At 42.8% G+C, this 18027-nt stretch carries 10 protein-coding genes; 8 read left to right on the top strand and 2 right to left on the bottom strand.

Going from position 1 to position 18027, the window contains the following annotated elements; translation table 11 throughout:
• Window positions 1-488 precede the first annotated feature (488 nt).
• The 7 genes from ACQ6WK_RS06990 to ACQ6WK_RS06960 all read left to right on the top strand — a co-directional run bounded on the left by ACQ6WK_RS06990 (window position 489) and on the right by ACQ6WK_RS06960 (window position 13277).
• Window positions 489-2129 carry a sulfatase family protein gene (locus ACQ6WK_RS06990; RefSeq protein WP_432800023.1) on the top strand — a complete coding sequence of 547 codons (1641 nt, stop codon included), beginning with the start codon at window positions 489-491 and terminating at the stop codon, window positions 2127-2129.
• A gap of 73 nt (window positions 2130-2202) precedes the next feature.
• The gene (locus tag ACQ6WK_RS06985; RefSeq protein ID WP_432800022.1) at window positions 2203-3204 is read left to right on the top strand and encodes a LacI family DNA-binding transcriptional regulator; all 1002 of its coding nucleotides are present in this window, start codon (window positions 2203-2205) and stop codon (window positions 3202-3204) included.
• A gap of 101 nt (window positions 3205-3305) precedes the next feature.
• Window positions 3306-5195, top strand: a complete 1890-nt coding sequence (locus ACQ6WK_RS06980) for a glucoamylase family protein (protein WP_432800021.1) — start codon at window positions 3306-3308, stop codon at window positions 5193-5195.
• Window positions 5196-5230: 35 nt separating this feature from the next.
• Window positions 5231-8623, top strand: coding sequence for a GH36-type glycosyl hydrolase domain-containing protein (locus tag ACQ6WK_RS06975; protein ID WP_432800020.1), 3393 nt, complete (start codon window positions 5231-5233; stop codon window positions 8621-8623).
• A gap of 47 nt (window positions 8624-8670) precedes the next feature.
• Window positions 8671-10224, top strand: coding sequence for a sialate O-acetylesterase (locus ACQ6WK_RS06970; protein WP_432800019.1), 1554 nt, complete (start codon window positions 8671-8673; stop codon window positions 10222-10224).
• Between the two features lie 127 nt (window positions 10225-10351).
• The gene (locus ACQ6WK_RS06965) at window positions 10352-11983 is read left to right on the top strand and encodes a sialate O-acetylesterase (protein WP_432800018.1); all 1632 of its coding nucleotides are present in this window, start codon (window positions 10352-10354) and stop codon (window positions 11981-11983) included.
• 52 nt (window positions 11984-12035) lie between these two features.
• Window positions 12036-13277, top strand: a complete 1242-nt coding sequence (locus tag ACQ6WK_RS06960) for a serine hydrolase domain-containing protein (protein WP_432800017.1) — start codon at window positions 12036-12038, stop codon at window positions 13275-13277.
• Between the two features lie 53 nt (window positions 13278-13330).
• On the opposite strand, the gene ACQ6WK_RS06955 is transcribed toward ACQ6WK_RS06960, so the two are convergent.
• Window positions 13331-14980 (bottom strand): sulfatase family protein, encoded by a 1650-nt coding sequence (locus ACQ6WK_RS06955; RefSeq protein WP_432800016.1) that lies wholly within the window; start codon window positions 14978-14980, stop codon window positions 13331-13333.
• A gap of 307 nt (window positions 14981-15287) precedes the next feature.
• On the opposite strand from ACQ6WK_RS06955, the gene ACQ6WK_RS06950 reads away from it, so the two are divergent.
• The gene (locus tag ACQ6WK_RS06950; RefSeq protein WP_432800015.1) at window positions 15288-16829 is read left to right on the top strand and encodes a sulfatase family protein; all 1542 of its coding nucleotides are present in this window, start codon (window positions 15288-15290) and stop codon (window positions 16827-16829) included.
• Window positions 16830-17159: 330 nt separating this feature from the next.
• Here ACQ6WK_RS06950 and ACQ6WK_RS06945 read toward each other — a convergent pair whose 3' ends face one another.
• Entirely contained in the window at window positions 17160-17948 is a 789-nt protein-coding gene (locus ACQ6WK_RS06945) for a PEP-CTERM sorting domain-containing protein (RefSeq protein WP_432800014.1), read from the bottom strand.
• Window positions 17949-18027 lie beyond the last annotated feature (79 nt).

Raw genomic sequence — 18027 nt, 5'->3', positions numbered from 1 at the left:
CAGAGATGATGTCATTGGATTCCTCCTTGTTACATCATGCTAAAGGGGATGAAATGGCGTAAAACCTAGCAAACGTTTTCAAACAAAAAAGACGTAGTATGTGGCTTCACCTAAACCAGCTCATCCAATTGAGCAATCAAAACCCTACACACACAAGCCACATAATACACTACTATCTTTAAACTAAAACAATTTTTTCGATGAACTTGAATACAAGAATCTTCTTCCAAGCAAAACGAGAGCCAAGCAAACAGTCTTGTGTAATCGATTTCAGTCTAACTGGCTGGCTGACTGTTTTCAAGCACCTTGCTTAAAAAAATGAAAAAACTGTTTTTAACGCCTAAAAACCATGAAAATCATTCATGACCAGACTCTGATTCCGCCGGGGTGTCTTTTTTCCTACGCCAACTGTTGCATTTGCACAAGAAATATGATGTAATTGATTACACATATTTGCATCGTTATCTCGAATCTAGGAACTTCTAATAATGTACGCATTTCAGAAACCATCGCTCACCATTCTGGCCAGCTCACTCCTCCTCGCTAAGTCCGCCCCACTGCTATACGCCGCCGAGCCCCCCCCCCCTGATAAACCAAACATTGTCTTTATTTTCAGTGATGACCACGCCCTGCGAACCATTGGAGCCTACAACGATAGCCTTCATTCGACCCCAAATATTGATCGCCTTGCAGACCAAGGAATGACCTTCGATCAAAGCTTCTGTACTAATTCCATCTGCTGTCCATCACGCGCCAGCATCCTAACCGGCAAACACAGCCATAAGAATGGTGTGATTGGAAACGGTGCCCGATGGAATTCAAACCAGTTCGTTTTTTCTCGAGAATTAAAGAAGGCAGGATACAAAACTGGCCTTATTGGCAAATGGCACCTTAAGGGCATGCCGGATGATGCGTTCGACTACTGGAATATCCTTTCCGGCGCTGGCGGGCAGGGGCATTATTACAATCCAGATTTCATCAATCACAAAGGCGAATCCAGTCGCATCGAAGGCTATTCAACTGACGTGATCACCGATCAGGCACTTGAATGGATGAAGAAAAGCAAATCTGAAGGCAAGCCGTTTATGATGATGTGCCAATTCAAAGCACCTCACATCCATCGCGTGCCCCCACCGCGGCATATGAATAAATATGACGGACAAACTATTCCTGAACCAGTAAACATGTTCGATAATTATAAAAATCGTTCACCCTATGCAGGCAAATCATGGATGGAATTCAAAGGTATGCAGGAGCCAATCCTGAATATTGTGCCGCTTGCAGGCCAATACAATACATCCGAGCATAAATTCCAATTCCTTGGGCGCATGACCAATGAGCAGCGAAGCCTATACCATCGAGCATATGATCCGAAGAACAACGAATACCGAAAAAACAAGCGTGCTGGCTTATACAACGACCCAATCACACTTGAAAAGTACAAATATCAACGCTTCATCAAGGACTACTTGGGATGTGTTTCCGCAATTGATGACAATGTTGGTCGCATTATGAATTGGCTCGAAGAAACCGGTTTGGCTGAGAATACAATCGTTATTTACAGCTCCGATCAGGGATTCTACACCGGCGAACACGGATGGAATGACAAGCGGTGGATGTATGAAGAATCGCTGAAAATGCCCTTTATTATCCGTTGGCCCGGTGTTACACAACCTAATACGCGATCTCAAGCAATGATCCAAAACATCGATTACGCCCCCACTTTCATTGAAGCTGCCGGAGGATATATCCCAGATGAAATCCAAGGTCGCTCACTGACAAATATTCTCAAAGGGGATGTTCCCGCTGATTGGCGCGACGCGATCTATTACCATTATTACGATGATGGCGCGTACAACCTTCCACGTTTTGAAGGAGTCCGCACAGCCAAACACAAGCTCATTCACTACTACTACCCAGATGAAGCTTGGGAAATGTTTGATCTCGAACAGGATCCCAACGAAATGAAAAGTGTTTACAATGATGACAAGTATTCTGATGTTCAGGCGTTACTACACAAGAAGCTCGCTGAACTTAGAAACGAGTACGATCTACCTGCTTTAAATCGTGAAAGCAATCAAAAGAAGAAACCGCAGAGGAAGAGAAAGAACAAGAAGAACGCAAAGTGATCTCTCTTTCGAGTGCATGCAGCAATGCCTGTTCATTAATCAATGAAGTTAACGGTATTTAGTGAGAATAAACATGACGCTAGAAGATGTAAGCAAATTAGCTGGATACTCTACCGCGACAGTTTCCCGCGTAATCAATGGTTCAGCCAAGGTCAGCCCTGAGACAAAAAAACATGTCGAGCGCGCAATTCGTGAACTGAATTACCAGCCCAGCTTTGCCGCCAGAATGCTTCGCCGCGAGGCAACCGATAGCATCGGTGTTATCTTTCCTGATCTTGATGTCGGCTTCTATACCGAAGTATTGAAATCTATCAACAAGCGAGCTGCCCTAAACGATTACGATCTGATGGTCGCTTTCGGACATGATCCTGAAAGCGAAATGCGGCTTATTAAAAAATACGTACAGCAAAAGCGCGTAGATGCACTAATTGTGATGAACCTCGACCTTCCGACGCGATTCATTCGCAGCCTTGATGGATGCAAGGTTCCGCTCGTATTGCTAGATCGCCCAGAAAGTGGCGCAAACACGATTTCTGTTGGAATTGACAATGAGATCGGCACGCGCGAAGCCATGGAGCATCTGATTAAGACCCACGATTATCGCAAGATTGCCATCGCAACTGGCCCGGTCGATACGCATGACTCGCAAGCTCGATTAACAGCTTGCCGCGAGATAGCAGCTGAATTTGGCATCCCACAAAATGATCTGCTGATTTGGGAAGGCGACTTTACCGAAATGAGTGGGTACGAACTAATTCGCTCACACATCAGATCACATCCGCAACTTCCAGACGCAGTCTTTGCATTAAACGACCCGATGGCCTTTGGAATTCTTGATGGTCTTCGTGAAGCAAACCTCAGAGTGCCACAAGATATCGCAGTCGTCGGCTTTGATGATGTCTCACTCGCAAAACACTTAAGCTTAACCAGTGTATCGGTTCCATTTGATGAACTTGGTCAGCTCGCGGTTGATGCTGCTATTCAAGCAGTCAATGAACCTGCGAACACCATACAAAGAGAATATTTTGTTAAAACCAAGCTTGTTGTCCGGGAAACATGCGGCGGCACCGGTTAGCCCTTTAAATCTTTATTGTGTTCCAAGCTCTCCAATGATGAAGCATTGCCTTTTGTGTAAACGATTCCACCGCAAGTTGCTGTTGCTCGAGGCTATTCATAATGTTGATCCAATTCAAATTTGCACTGTGTTTATTCTTAGCAGCAAGCTGCGTAGCGATGCCTCAATTGGCTAACGCTGCCTACTCCCCAACGAAAAATCAGCACGCTTTTTTACAGGAACTCTCGCTGCGCAGTTTTCGTTTTTTTTGGGAGCAAGCCAATCCGGAAAATGGATTGATCCCCGACCAAGCTGATGCCGATGGAAAAGGTCACAGTAAGGTCGCAAGTATCGCCGCAGTAGGCTTCGGTTTAACTGCTTACTGTATCGCTGACGAAAGGCAATGGGAATCACATGAAGCACTTAAACAACGCACACTCACTACGCTACGTTTTTTCGCTAATGAAGCTGAAACAGAGCATGGTTTCTTCTATCACTTTCTAGACATGAAAACAGGGAAGCGAGCTTGGGATTGCGAACTCTCAAGTGTTGACACCGCATTACTTCTCGCTGGCGTATTGACTGCACGCGAACATTTTGAAAACAAAGAAATTAAAGAACTTGCCACGCGTATCTACAACCGAATCGATTGGAAGTGGATGCAAAACGGCAAGAAAACATTGACCATGGGCTGGAAACCAGAAAAAGGTTTTCTGAGTGCGAGATGGTCTCACTATAACGAACTTATGCTCATCTATATTCTTGCCATGGGATCACCGACTCACCCAATCGAACCAGATGCATGGGACGCATGGAGTCGCAACAAGATCATCAAGTATGGTAAATACACGTTTATTGAATGCCCACCATTGTTCACGCACCAATACTCACACGCATGGATTGATTTTGAAAACAAGCGTGATGACTATGCAAACTACTGGGCCAATTCACGTTTAGCTACACTCGCCCAACAGCAATTCTCGGTTGATCTCGCCAAGCGTTTCCCACTTTATACTAAGTACATGTGGGGTCTGACTGCAGCCGCAGGCGAAAATGGCTATATGGTTTGGGGTGGTCCCCCAGAAACTGTTTCTCCACCAGTGGACGGCAGTATCGTACCTTGCGCGCCTGGCGGATCAATCCCCTTTGCCCCGGAAACCTGCATCCCTACGCTTTACAACATGTATAAAAAGCATAAAGCAAAAGCATGGAAACGCTATGGCTTCGTCGATTCCTTTAATCCACACACAAAATGGTATGCGGATAAAGTTTTAGGCATTGATGTTGGCATCACGCTTCTGATGATTGAAAATCAGAACGATCGTTTTGTTTGGAACGTCTTTCAAAAGAATCTCGAAATCAAACAAGCTATGTCACTCGCGAACTTTCGAAAAATTACACCGAGTGAAAAACGTCACAATCGAACAAATTCAATTTTCTTTAAAAAAGCCGGACTAAGAGATCTCAGCCAATCGCAAAGACCTATCGCCCAAGCCCATTGGAGTGAAGATCATATAGTTGGAAAACGCGACTGGCAAACCATGGTTCTAAATGGCGAAGGTATTTCACAGTTTGCGTTTACATGGAATACCGAAGAGCTCGTGTTTCATGCAAAACTCACAGGGATGAAGCTACGTAACAAATATCCAGCAACTCAATTATTTAATGATGACTGCATTGAATTGTTTATCGACCCACAAAATAATGGATTACGCTGGCAGAATAAGGAAGACTGGCAAATTGGATTTGCGCCGCCAAACCGCTCATATGAATGGTTTCGCAAACGAAAATCATTTTCGGCATCAATAATAACCGGAAAGGACAAACGCGGCTTTACTGTGCGCTGTGCAATCAAATGGAAAGATCTTGGTATTAAGCCGCGTAAAGGACTTAAGCTCGGTGTTAGCCCAGTAGTCAATCAAACGAGCGTGAAAGATGCGGGCAAAACTGAATGGCATTTTAAAGAAAATGCGAAGTCTGTGGAGTTGGGTATTTTGAGATTAATAAAATAGCCCATTAGGAATACCCAAAACAAGAAAGTAAGACTATGTCTCAAGATATGATTTTGAATCAAGCAGTTGAAACATTTACGTGCTGTGATGAAACCGGTTTCAATCTTCAAACACTAAGCAATAACGCTGGTATGAAGATTTCTGCATTACCAAACGGTCATGTCTATGCCATTGAACATGAGTCAATCATGGTCAATCAGCAGTTGGCTCATCCAATTTTTGGTGGCATTACTTCAATCTTTATTCGTCAGCATACAAACGATAAAATTCAATACTATCAAATTCTTGGCCCTCAGCACCATTGCCATTTCAGTTGTGATGATAGAACTTTCTACTGGCATGGTGACTGGAACAACCTACGATATGAAATCATATTTGAATTGCATAAAACCGAAACAGCATGGCGATGGCAAGTTAAAATTCACGGCTCATACGATAAAGATATTCGTTACGATGCGATTCTAATACAAGACATCGGACTTGCTACACGTGATACCATTCGCTCGAACGAAGCATACTTATCTCAATACATTGATCACTATATTCATGATCATCCAAATAATGGAAGAATGATCACTGCCCGTCAGAATAGATCGCAATCTGGCAAATATCCGAGCGTGACACATGCGATCGATGGTAAGTGCGCCGCAGTGATGAGTGATGCCTACGATTTTTATGGCACATCATACCGTATTACCAATACACCTGAATCAATAAAAAAAACAGTACTACCAACAATTAAGAATCAATATGAATTTGCTTCAGCCATACTGCAATCTGAACCTACAACCATGTCAAATCATGGCATGTGGTCTTGTACTTTCCATGCATTTGTACAACCCGATCAGCCCAAACCTACTTCGAGCATTCAAGCAACGATGATGCTTGAACATATGAAACGTTGGCCAACTAAACATACTGATATCACCCCAATATTCAATGCAGTCCTACCAGGACCAATCAAAATACAACGCATACATGGCACTAAACCGACAGCTTCTGACCTAAAAAAGTATTTTCCTGAACCGTGGCGACATGAAGAATATAGCGGTGAAAATCTTTGGTCATTTTTCTGCAATGATCATGAGCATGTTGTCATTGCAGATAAAGAAGCATCGGTCATGCGGTCACATGGCCACATCCTCAGATCCGCCTCCGAATTGCTTCCATCTAAACATGACATTTGCTGCACATCATGGATCGGTGGCATCTTCGCATCACATGTAGCAATAGGCAATACGTCGTTTAATAAATTCTCAGGGGCAATCCGCAATAGCCTTGACCTCGCCTACATAAATGGCTTACGTATCGCGATTGTCGTAGACGACCAAATCAGAATTCTTGGAACACCTTCAATCTATTCAATGACACATGAAGGTTGCCGCTGGATCTATGCGTTACCAGAAAGAACCTTAGACATTACGATTCAAGCCAAAAATAACACCCAAGGATTTCGATTTAATATCCGCTCCACTACAGGCGAACCGTGTGAACTTCTAATTTTTGGTGATGTTCTAATGGGTGCAAATGAATACGATCAATCTGCAACCATTGCCATCGATCATGAAGAAAAAACCATTCAATTTAGCCACCAAACACAGACGCCTTTTCATGAAACTTCACCTGCTACCCGAATACAACTCTCCTTTAAGGATACGTCATCTATACAAGCTCTTGGCGGAGATGAACTACTTACAAATAAATGTGACCGTCAAAACTACCCGGTATTCGCGATTAAGGCATATCTGCAAGAGTCAATATCATTTGATCTTCAAGATCTTGCTAACATTAAAAATGAATCCAGTGTGAAAACATCACTAAAAGCGATGCTTAACCCCATTCACCTCTCGAATCAAACAAATGAAACAGTTGCAATCTTAGATGATTGCCTGCAGTGGTATAAGCACAACGCAATGGTTCATTTGAGTTCTCCGCATGGTTTGGAACAATTTGGCGGAGCAGCATGGGGCGTACGTGACGTCCTGCAAGGGCCGGTTGAGTTTTTACTTGCACTAGGACACGATAAAGAAGCTCGTGAGATTATTTGTCAAGTTTATGCAGAGCAAGATTATGAAAGTGGACAATGGCCACAATGGTTTATGTTTAAACCCTATGAAACAGTTCGCCAAGCGGATTGTCACGGTGATATTATTGTTTGGCCGCTGAAATCCATCGCGCACTATATTCAACGTACCGGTGATACCTCAATCTTAACTGAGTCAGTACCTTTCTATCGGCAAAATAATTCTAGCATAACCATTCTCGATCATATTGCTCGCTGTATCGAAATCATCACAAACAGCTGTATTACAGGTACCGCACTTATACGATACGGTGATGGCGATTGGAATGATTCACTTCAGCCAGCAGATGAACGCTTCCGTGAAAATATGGTTAGTACGTGGACCGTTGAACTTCTTTATCAGGCATTAGGCGAACTTCACGCATCACTAGAACATGCAAATATCACACTTCACTGGGTAGATAGCATTCCTACATTAAGAAAGAAAATTAAAGCTGATTTTAATAAGCATCTTATACGTGACGATTGCGTTGCAGGCTTCGCTTTGTTTAACGACCAATCTCATCAGCCTGATCTATTGTTACATCCCTCAGATGAAAGAACCGGCATTGCTTACCGTCTACTCCCCATGATTCGTGGGATCTTGAGCGAAATGTTTACGCCTAAGCAGGCTGAAACACATGCAGCCTACATTCGCAAGAACTTGCTCGCACCCGATGGTGCACGCTTAATGAGTAAGCCACCGACATATCGCGGTGGATCAGAAGTTATATTCCAGCGTGCGGAATCAGCAGCATCTTTCGGACGAGAAATCGGCTTGCAATATGTCCATGCTCACCTTCGATATGCTGAATCACTCTCAGAACGAGGCATGGCTAGTGAATTGATACATGCTCTTCTACAGGCGTGCTCAATTCAGCTGAACAAATCTGTTCCCAATAGTGCGCCCAGACAAGCTAATGCCTATTTCAGTAGTTCAGATGCAGCCTTCAGCAATCGTGAAGAAGCTTCGCAGTATTACGATCGGGTAATGACCGGAGACGTGCCTGTACGTGGTGGTTGGCGCATCTATTCCTCTGGACCTGGAATTTATATACGCCTTGTGATTGAAAACTTATTGGGTATCTCAAGACACTTTGGTAACCTCGTCATCGACCCTATTTTAAATCAAGATTTTGATAACACATCTTGCCGCATTAATCTTTTCAATAAGCTTCTTAACATCACATATAAAGCCAGTACAGATAATTCAATCCATGTCACCATTGATGGAAAATCCACTCCTCATCAAAATCAGCACCCCAAACCCTATCGCCAAGCCGGAATTGTTATCGACAAAACTATCATTAATGATCTTTCGAATCAGGAAGTACATGAAATGATTATTCATTATCCAGTCAAATAGCATGAGACAATATAGCACTATCTGTGTGGTAAAAAAAGAGTTATAAAATGAAATCGACCATACATCAACATTATGTTGCTCTCATCATGTCTCTGATCTTTGTATTGCAGACCCATGCAGTAGATCTCAATTCTGTCTTTACGGATCATATGGTAATTCAGCGGGATCAACCTATTGAATTTTTTGGAGCAGGAACGCCATATGAGGAATTTGACGTACATTTCAATGGAAAAATCGTCCATGTCAAAACAGATGTACAAGGGGAATGGTCTGCTACCTTCCCAGCTATGCAAGCATCGTTCACAGCTCATCGGCTACTTATTACATCACAGAAACGTGAACAGGAAATAGAGATCAACGACATCTTGATTGGCGATGTTTGGATTTGTGCTGGCCAAAGCAATATGGGATGGGGCCTATTTCAAACGATCCCTCAGCCAACGCAATATCAGAAATCGAACCAACTCCGTTTACTTCGCAGTAAAACACCACGTGGAACTCAAAAACCTTCACAAGATTTCGTAATCAACCCTCAATTTAATCAATCATGGCAACATGCAACAAGAACATACGCACAAAATTTCTCAGCTGTTTCATATTACTTTGGCTTAAAAACAACCACAGAACTTAATATCCCTATCGGTTTAATTGAATCCTCTCTGGGAGGCACTGGTATTCAGTGCTGGATGCCTCTCGGTGCACTGCAATCTCATCCAGACTATGACGAAATCCAAAAACATTATGAGACTGAAATCAATTGGGCGAAAGAACATGCTAAGACACCACAGATTCTCGAAACATATCGTCAGAAGCGACCATCTCAACTTTATAATGGTATGCTTCATCCATTAACACGACTCAAGATCAAAGGCATGATCTGGTATCAAGCAGAAAATAATGCGCCCGATTATAAAATTTATCGAACTCTATTTCCCGCAGCGATTAAAGGTTGGCGTAAAGTATGGGGACAGGGCGATTTTCCTTTTTTCTTTGTTCAATTGCCCGGCTTTTCAGGTAGTAATGACTGGCAGAAAAATCGGACAAAGTTTTGGCCATATCAACGTGAATCGCAAGAACATGCGCTAAAGCTTTCTAATACCGGCATGACGGTCACAATTGATCTCGGGCATGAGACAAATATACACCCTAAATACAAACAACCTATTGGCGAGCGCCTCGCACGCCATGCTATCGCACTTGAGAAACAAAAAACGTTAACGAGTGGTCCCGTATTAATCGATGTCACAAAACACGGCAAAAGCGCGATCCTAACCTTTGATCATGTTGGATCTGGCCTTCAATCACGTAATATTCGTATTGGCAAAAAATTAGATGATCTTGAACTTGATACAGAAGCTCATATTATCCCAAAAGAAATTCTTGCTGGATTTGAAGTTTGCGGCAAGGACAAAAAATTCTATCCTGCTCTGGCTGCAATCACTACTACCAATAGTATTATTGTTTGGTCTGAAAACGTATCGCTGATACACAAAGTCCGCTATGCCTTTAAAGCATTTCCGCTTTGCAATTTGTTTAATTCTGAAGGACTCCCAGCTCAACCATTCAGAACCGATACTTTTGATTTTAATGCGACGCAATAGCTGTAACTGACTGATCATATATTACAAAATTTTATCAAACATCTTCCAAGGCTTGATTATGCTGAAACACATTCTACCCATATTAATGTTGTTTAGTTTCTTGCATACTGCTTCAGCCAGAATCTCGATGCCCACAATTTTCAGTGACAATATGGTTTTGCAGCAGAAAACTAAAAATGCCATTTGGGGGTGGGCTGAACCTGGTGAGAAAGTTACGATCAACGCTTCATGGGGGGCAACCTCTACCGTGGTAACAGGATCTAATGGTAAGTGGAAACTATTGCTGGATACACCAAACTATGGCACAGATTTCACTCTTACTGTCAGAGGCAACAACACTGTAAAAATCAACAATGTCGCGGTCGGTGAAGTTTGGCTCTGTGCAGGTCAATCAAATATGGGATGGTCATTAGGAAATACTTTTAACGGCGAAGACGAAGCGGCATCAGCAAACTACCCCAATTACCGCATCTTTAAATCTGCACGAGAGCACTGGCATGAGCCTTTAGATATACCGAGAGATCGACTCGCGAAATGGAAACCTTGCACTCCCCAATCCGCAGCAGCCACATCAGCTGTCTCATACTACTTTGGCAAGAAGTTACATACAGATTTAAACGTTCCTATCGGCATTATCGTTCAAGCTTTTGCCGGCACGCCTATCGAAGGTTGGATGCCCTATGACATACAGAAGCATGACCCTAAAACACAACAATTGATCAATGAAAAGAATACTGCCAGCGAACGGCTTATCAAGAATGGTGTCACACCAGAATCTGCAATAACCAAATTCAATCAAGAACTGTCAGCTTACAATGATAAAATCGACCGCGGTGAAACCATGAAGAATGCATACCGCACACTAACACCACCCATTATTACAAAGCCTGCTAACATGGGCCATCAGTATCCCGGTCATATCTATAACGCCATGATTTACCCCATCAGACCATATGGTATCCGTGGCGCAATTTGGTATCAGGGTGAACGCAATTCAAAAACAGTTCCTCAAGCCCTCAATTACAAAATACAACTACCGCTCATGATTAACCATTACCGGTCATCCTGGCATGAATTGTCTGATGGAAATATCGACGATGAATTTCCATTCTACTTCACGCAACTTCCGAGCTGGAACCCACCGCAAACTGAACCTGTCGAAGGAATTGAAGCGACATGGGCTGTCAATCGTGAGATGATGCGGTTAGTCGACAATGAATTACCGAATACTGGCATGGCTGTTTCAATCGATACTGGCGATGCGATTGCATTACATCCTAAAAACAAAAAGCCAATCGGCCTCCGCCTTGCTTATCTCGCACTTAATCGTACATACGGCAAGGATCTCGTTAGTAGCGGACCACATCTCATCAAACAAACGATCGATGGCGCTACGATCGTGCTACATTTTGATTCTATTGGTAGCGGGCTTATGGCCGGTAAGAAAGGCCCATTAAATACTTTTGCAATTGCCGGCAAAGATCGACGATGGCACTGGGCTGATGCAGCAATCATCAACAATACCGTAACCCTTTCTTCACATGAGGTTAAGCAGCCAGTTGCCGCACGCTACGCATGGGCCATGAATCCTTCTCAGCGTAATCTTCTCTATAACAAGGAAGGTATACCCGCCTCACCATTCAGGACGGATGATTGGCCTCTTTTCTCATCTGATGATGAAGCCGTCATTGTAAACAAGCCAAAGAAACCGAAAAGCTATAAACCCGTCGATTGGAATCGGCCTGAAATGAAACAATAACATCTATTGCCATCCGTCACACCAACATCACACAGAATCCACAGGAAGATCAATGTCTATTTATAGATACAAAGAAAATATGACCTATTGCTTTTTAATAACTATGCTCCTCGGCACCATAATCACGCCATCTGTTTTCGCTAAAACGGATGGCACAGCTGATGAAACCGCAACTTTGAATGTCGTTTCTAAATTCTCATTCGTTGATCGCGAGAAATTTGTTGAGCGTGGGCAAATAGAATATACCATTCCAGTGAAACTTACCGACAATTTATCAATCGGTGATGCGAGAGAATATGGCAATCTAACAAATATTGTTGCCTATCTAAATCAAATAGAAAAGAACAATCAACAATTCCGTATTGGCAAAGGGGTACCAAACAAGCAGCACAAAGTAAATCGTAAATGGGCCCCAAAAGTTGTTGGTAATATTGACAGTATTCTCATTGCAAAAGATGGAAAGTTAATCCTTGAAGAATACTTTGCAGATGCACACATCGATCGCCCGCATTACCAGATGTCCATTACCAAAAGCATTATGTCTCACGCGATCGGCAAAGCGATTGAGCTTGGAAAGATTAGTAGCGAAGATGCTTCTATTTTGAAATACCTACCAGAAGTTGATGTAAGGAATATTGCGGTAGGTGCTGATCAAATCACCATTCGTGATCTATTGACCATGAGTTCTGGCATCCGCTATAAACCTAAGGACCGTAAATCTAGAATCAACAAAAACAACCATGCAGAACTCTATCTTTCACTTACAACACCAATCCCTAATAGTAAAACTTATAAGTATGATGGCGCTAATCTCGATATCCTCTCGCATATTCTCTATAACACCACGGGGATGAAACTAAGTGAGTTTTGTGATACCTATCTATTTGGCCCAATGGGAATCAAGCAATATTCATTTGGTAAATCGGTCTGTGGTCTTGAAAAAGCTGCAGCTGGAATGAAATTGCGTTCTCGCGACATGCTAAAGATCGGCCTGATGACGGCTCACCAAGGTCAATGGAATGACAAGCAAATCCTTAATTCCGAGTGGATCAAAAAAGCAACAGCTATCCACACAAATCATGACCAACCTCATCAGTACGGCTATTTCTGGTGGAGCAATACAATCAATGTGAAAGGTAAAACATTTCGAGTTCGCTCAGCTCGAGGGGCTGGTGGCCAATTCATTTTCATGATCCCTGAGATCGATCTCATCACCGTTTACACCAGTTACTACGCAACCAACAAGCCAATACAAGATTTCGCTAACATCATTGTACCGCTGTTTGTCAAATAACTTTTAGCGACAGAAATTATAAAAGCACGTTTGTTCACAATAACGGTCAAGGCTTACTGCTTGGCCGTTACCTTTTTCGTCGTCCTCGGCTCATTAAACGTCTGGTCTTTATGATCATTATGGCGAAGGAATAGTTTTTTCATTCTTATGATGCGTTGTTTATGATCCGACTCATTGATAAGATTCTTCTTTTGCCCAATATCGTTCTTCAAGTCATACAGTTCCGTCGCTTTATTTTCACGATCCACAAGAAGTACCCAATCATCTTGGCGGATTGCACCATCGTATGCATATCCATCCTGATAGATGATTACATTGTGAATTGATTCCCTTGGATCCCTAAATATTGGCATTAGGGAAGCAGAATCCATTGCTTGATCTGCATCCATATTCTGATTGGTCAATTCATACATTGTCGCCACCCAATCATGCGTAATTACAGGCTGATCACACGTACTCCCCGGCTCGACCATCCACTCACCCATCACACCATTCTTCCAACTCACAATCATTGGAACACGATGGCCACCTTCGTAAACAGATGCTTTATAGTCCCTAAACACACCATTATTATCATGATCTGGATCACCATACTTCGTTACATTTGGCCATAATGCCCCATTATCACTCGTAAAGATAATCATGGTATTCTCGCGCAATCCTTCTTCCTCCAACTTGTCAATAATTTTGCCAACCTGAAGATCCAATTCATATACCATGTCAGATGTTTCTCCACCTGTCACTCCTTCAACCGGCGTATTGATCTCTGATGAATCTCCATCAAAATCAAGCGGAGGAGAATGCGGCACATGGATCGCTTGGCTCGCATAATATAGTAAGAATGGCGAAGCCTTCTCGCTCTTACGATTCATCTCTTGATGTTGATCAATAAACGCTATCGCCTTATCAGAAAGAATGATTCCGACCTGGCTCGAATCATAGGCTTTATCGCCACGCCCCGGACTCTTGACTGGGTGTTCAACAATCTCTGAAGTACCATTGTTTCCCATATGATATTTACCATTCGTCCATAGACGTGTACTACTGTTATCAGCTTTATCAGCTTGATTGATTGGTACGTACTTGCCATTTTCAAAAAAGGCATATGGCTCGTGCTGTACACCACTTGGTAGCGCAAAGGAATAATCAAACCCATGCTCATTCGGCCCATCATCTATCCCTCGTGCATAATCCATTTTATGTATTTGGTCCTGCTTGCGGATCGGTTTACCATCATGATCATAAACCGTACCTCCGAGGTGCATCTTCCCAAAGAAAGCAGTGCGATATCCCGCCCGTTGTAGTATTTCCGCTGCAGTAATATGTCGGCCAGCCTGTTTCACATCACCATTCAATGAAAAACCTGAGCTATGGTTGATGTTCCATGAACCACCTGGGCGCCCATTACGATATGGATTGTTGCCGGTCAGCATACTATACCGTGATGGTGCACACAACGACGCAGCAGAATGTGCATCTGTGAATCGCATTCCTTCGTGTGCGAGACGATCAATATTAGGTGTTGGAATCTTACCGCCATAGCAACCCAAATCACCATAGCCAATATCATCAGCAAAAATAACAACGACATTTGGATATGAGCTTGATGCGACAAGATTAGATTGCGATTCAGCCATAGCAAATGAATAGCTGGTGGTCCCTATTGCAAAAGCCATATAGGTTTTCGTAAAAACACGCTTCATGGATACTTCCTGATCAAAAAGAGATAGTTATCACACAGATAGTTCAAAGATTGAATTAAGTAATTTCTATATGATATATGCTATATGAATAATGTACATTTAATTTATATTTAATTAAAGATGATTTTTATATATTAAAAAATGTAAATTATTACACCCTTCTTTCATCATATATGTACGATTAAACACTTTTAATAAAGCTATTTAATTCATTATTTAATATGAAATTTTCTTTATAAAAATAATACTATAATGTAGAATAAAATTCTATATTAACCTTTGATCAATATCCAATTGGAGATCGTAGATGTTTAACATGACCAAACCTTCATTTGTCACATCTACATGCCTTTTAGCATGCTCCTTAACATCAATATCATCAATTTATGCTGCAGAACCATTGAATGTACTACTTTTTACAGCAGACGACCTTGGTTACGAAGCCATTACCCAAAAACCTGATTTAGCTCCAAATCTAAATCGATTTGCTCAAGAAAGCATTAGCTTCGAACGTGCCCATATGAATATGCCGATCTGTATGCCAAGCAGATCAATCATTGCGACAGGACGATACGGTCACCGTAGTGGCATGATGGGATTCTTCCACATGAAAAAACCTATCCCGACAGTCATGCAAACATTCCGAGATGCAACCTACAAAGTCGGTGTGCTAGGTAAGGTTAACCATTCCACTCCGGATGAAGAATTTGAATGGGATTACACAAAAGATTATCCCGATCTCGGGGCAGGGCGGGATCCTGAAAAGTACTATCAGTACAGTGTCGAATTCATCAAACAATGCCGACAATCTAGACAACCCTTTTATTTCATGGTCAATTCACACGATCCACACCGACCATTTCATAACCCCGACAAACCACTGAGAAATGCTGCAAAGCCCTCGAAGCTTTACTCTCCCGAAGATGTAGTCATACCAGCATTTCTGCCTGATTTACCTGATATCCGCGTTGAGATGAGTCATTACTACAACTCGGTACGCCGGCTAGATGATACATTTGGCCGCGTCATGGATGCGCTAAAAGAAAGTGGCATGGCAGGCAATACGCTCGTGCTCTTTGTCTCTGACAATGGCTCTCCATTCCCTTTTGCAAAGGCCAATGCGTACTTACCTAGCACCTTAACCAATTGTTTTGTGAGATGGCCAGGTGTAGTCAAACCCGGACGCACTGACAATCAACATTTCGTATCATCAGTTGATTTTTTTCCAACATTCTTAGATGCAGCGAGAATATCAAATCCGGGCGGCATGGACGGACGCTCAATGGTTCCACTTTTACGTGGCGAAACCGATTCTGGCCGTAAAGTTGTATTCACACAAATTGATTACAAAATCGGCGGCCCAGCCTCACCGATGCGGGCTATTGAAAATGAACGATATCGCTATATTTTTAACCCATGGTCAGGAAAAGACTACACCTATCGCAACAACAATGAAGGACTTACGATGAAAGCGATGGACGAAGCCGCAGCACACGATTCATATGTTGCCGAACGAGTCCGAGTCTATCGCCATCGTGATCTACAAGAATTTTATGATTTGCAGGCCGATCCTGGATGCACGAAGAATCTGATTAACAATACGTCTATGGAAACAAACATTGTAGCCATGCGCAACCAATTACAAACGTGGATGAATGAAACTAGTGACCCACTTTTACTAGCATTTGTAATGCGCGACGACCACCTCAAAATGAAACAGGCTCTTCTCGATCATTATCCAGCCAAAGAAAGCATGATGACTGAGAAACAACTAGCTAAAATGAAAGCGCGCAGCGCCCAACGCAAAGCAAGGTCAAAGCAAAAACGAAAACAACGATCTAACCCATAGAATATCAACCCAACCCATTATATATGTATGTATATGTATCAAACTCAACTCCCAAGGCGATGCTTCTTTATGCATCGCTTTATCAATTGAAGCGACCTTTGCAATAGTTTTTCATGGCACGAGATATACCGAACCATTACTACTTTCTTACTTCTTGCGACTCGAAACTTTACTAATGAACACATGAACTGATACTAGCCAATTGACATAAGAAATTACCCAAACATACAACATGGCAATTCATTCTGCAGAAATGATGGCAGCTGACATAAAAAACAGGCCCGCCCATATTGGACGAACCTGCAATAATAATCTATTCAACTATTCATTTTATTTAGTACGACGCGCCATCACTAAAAGCCCGCCAAGACCGATCAATGCAAGAGATGCTGGCTCAGGTATCGCAGGAATCTCAACAGTATAGGTTGCACTCACGTCATCAGCGATCAGGAAAACGGTTTTCATGCTGCTTGTGGAATCGCTATTAGGCGTAATCACATGCATCACAAGCTTGTAGGTAATATCCGTGATATCTGCCAATGCAATGCCTGCGCCACCATCAAATGGGTTGCCATCATAATCACCGTAAGCAGCCCAATCATTAATCCCGCCAAGAGCCAAAGTCCCTGCAGGCGGGAAATTGTCCTTACCCATTGAAATGCGATTCGTTCCAGCTCGATACTCATTTCCGTCAGCCGTCTTAACATCCATTTCGACATAGAATTCAACGTCTAACTCATCTCCAGCCTGAAGCACAGCACTTACCTTAAACGACACATCATTCAGCACGATATCAGTAAGCATCGCTGTCGTTGCATCGAAACCTCCCACGCTGGTGATGGCGGTATCTGCCGTCCAAGACAATGCCTGCTTCTTCGCAGAAAAAAAGCCCGCACTACCAAGGCCGCCATTCGAATCTACACCCTTAGCATCAAAAACCAAGTTCTCTTTCGTCCCACCCGCACGCCATCCGGTCCAGCCTGCATAACGCTCTGTGTTGTTTGCACCAACGAAACTACCATTCTCAACCATCTCACCAGTAACGATGGTTGCCGCCTCCACATGCGACAATAATGGCAACGCTGTCAATGCTGCGGCACTTAGTAAAATTCGCTTCATCCTGTTCTCCTTCGTTTGACATCGAATCCTGAATCACAGTTATTGCTATATGAGCTAGAACCAGATCAACAGATAGGAG

Origin of the sequence: Poriferisphaera sp. WC338 (assembly GCF_050931845.1) — a bacterium.
Lineage (GTDB): Bacteria > Planctomycetota > Phycisphaerae > Phycisphaerales > Phycisphaeraceae > Poriferisphaera.
Note: the sequence above shows the minus strand (reverse complement) of the source record. Positions and strands in the feature narration are given on the sequence as shown.

What these genes read in the sequence shown, in the direction of transcription:
- ACQ6WK_RS06990 (WP_432800023.1), top strand. Translation starts at nt 489, where the DNA reads ATGTACGCATTTCAGAAACCATCGCTCACCATTCTGGCCAGCTCACTC.
- ACQ6WK_RS06970 (WP_432800019.1), top strand. Translation starts at nt 8,671, where the DNA reads ATGAAATCGACCATACATCAACATTATGTTGCTCTCATCATGTCTCTG.
- ACQ6WK_RS06965 (WP_432800018.1), top strand. Translation starts at nt 10,352, where the DNA reads ATGCCCACAATTTTCAGTGACAATATGGTTTTGCAGCAGAAAACTAAA.
- ACQ6WK_RS06955 (WP_432800016.1), bottom strand. Translation starts at nt 14,980, where the DNA reads ATGAAGCGTGTTTTTACGAAAACCTATATGGCTTTTGCAATAGGGACC.
- ACQ6WK_RS06945 (WP_432800014.1), bottom strand. Translation starts at nt 17,948, where the DNA reads ATGAAGCGAATTTTACTAAGTGCCGCAGCATTGACAGCGTTGCCATTA.
- ACQ6WK_RS06960 (WP_432800017.1), top strand. Translation starts at nt 12,036, where the DNA reads ATGTCTATTTATAGATACAAAGAAAATATGACCTATTGCTTTTTAATA.
- ACQ6WK_RS06980 (WP_432800021.1), top strand. Translation starts at nt 3,306, where the DNA reads ATGTTGATCCAATTCAAATTTGCACTGTGTTTATTCTTAGCAGCAAGC.
- ACQ6WK_RS06985 (WP_432800022.1), top strand. Translation starts at nt 2,203, where the DNA reads ATGACGCTAGAAGATGTAAGCAAATTAGCTGGATACTCTACCGCGACA.
- ACQ6WK_RS06950 (WP_432800015.1), top strand. Translation starts at nt 15,288, where the DNA reads ATGTTTAACATGACCAAACCTTCATTTGTCACATCTACATGCCTTTTA.
- ACQ6WK_RS06975 (WP_432800020.1), top strand. Translation starts at nt 5,231, where the DNA reads ATGTCTCAAGATATGATTTTGAATCAAGCAGTTGAAACATTTACGTGC.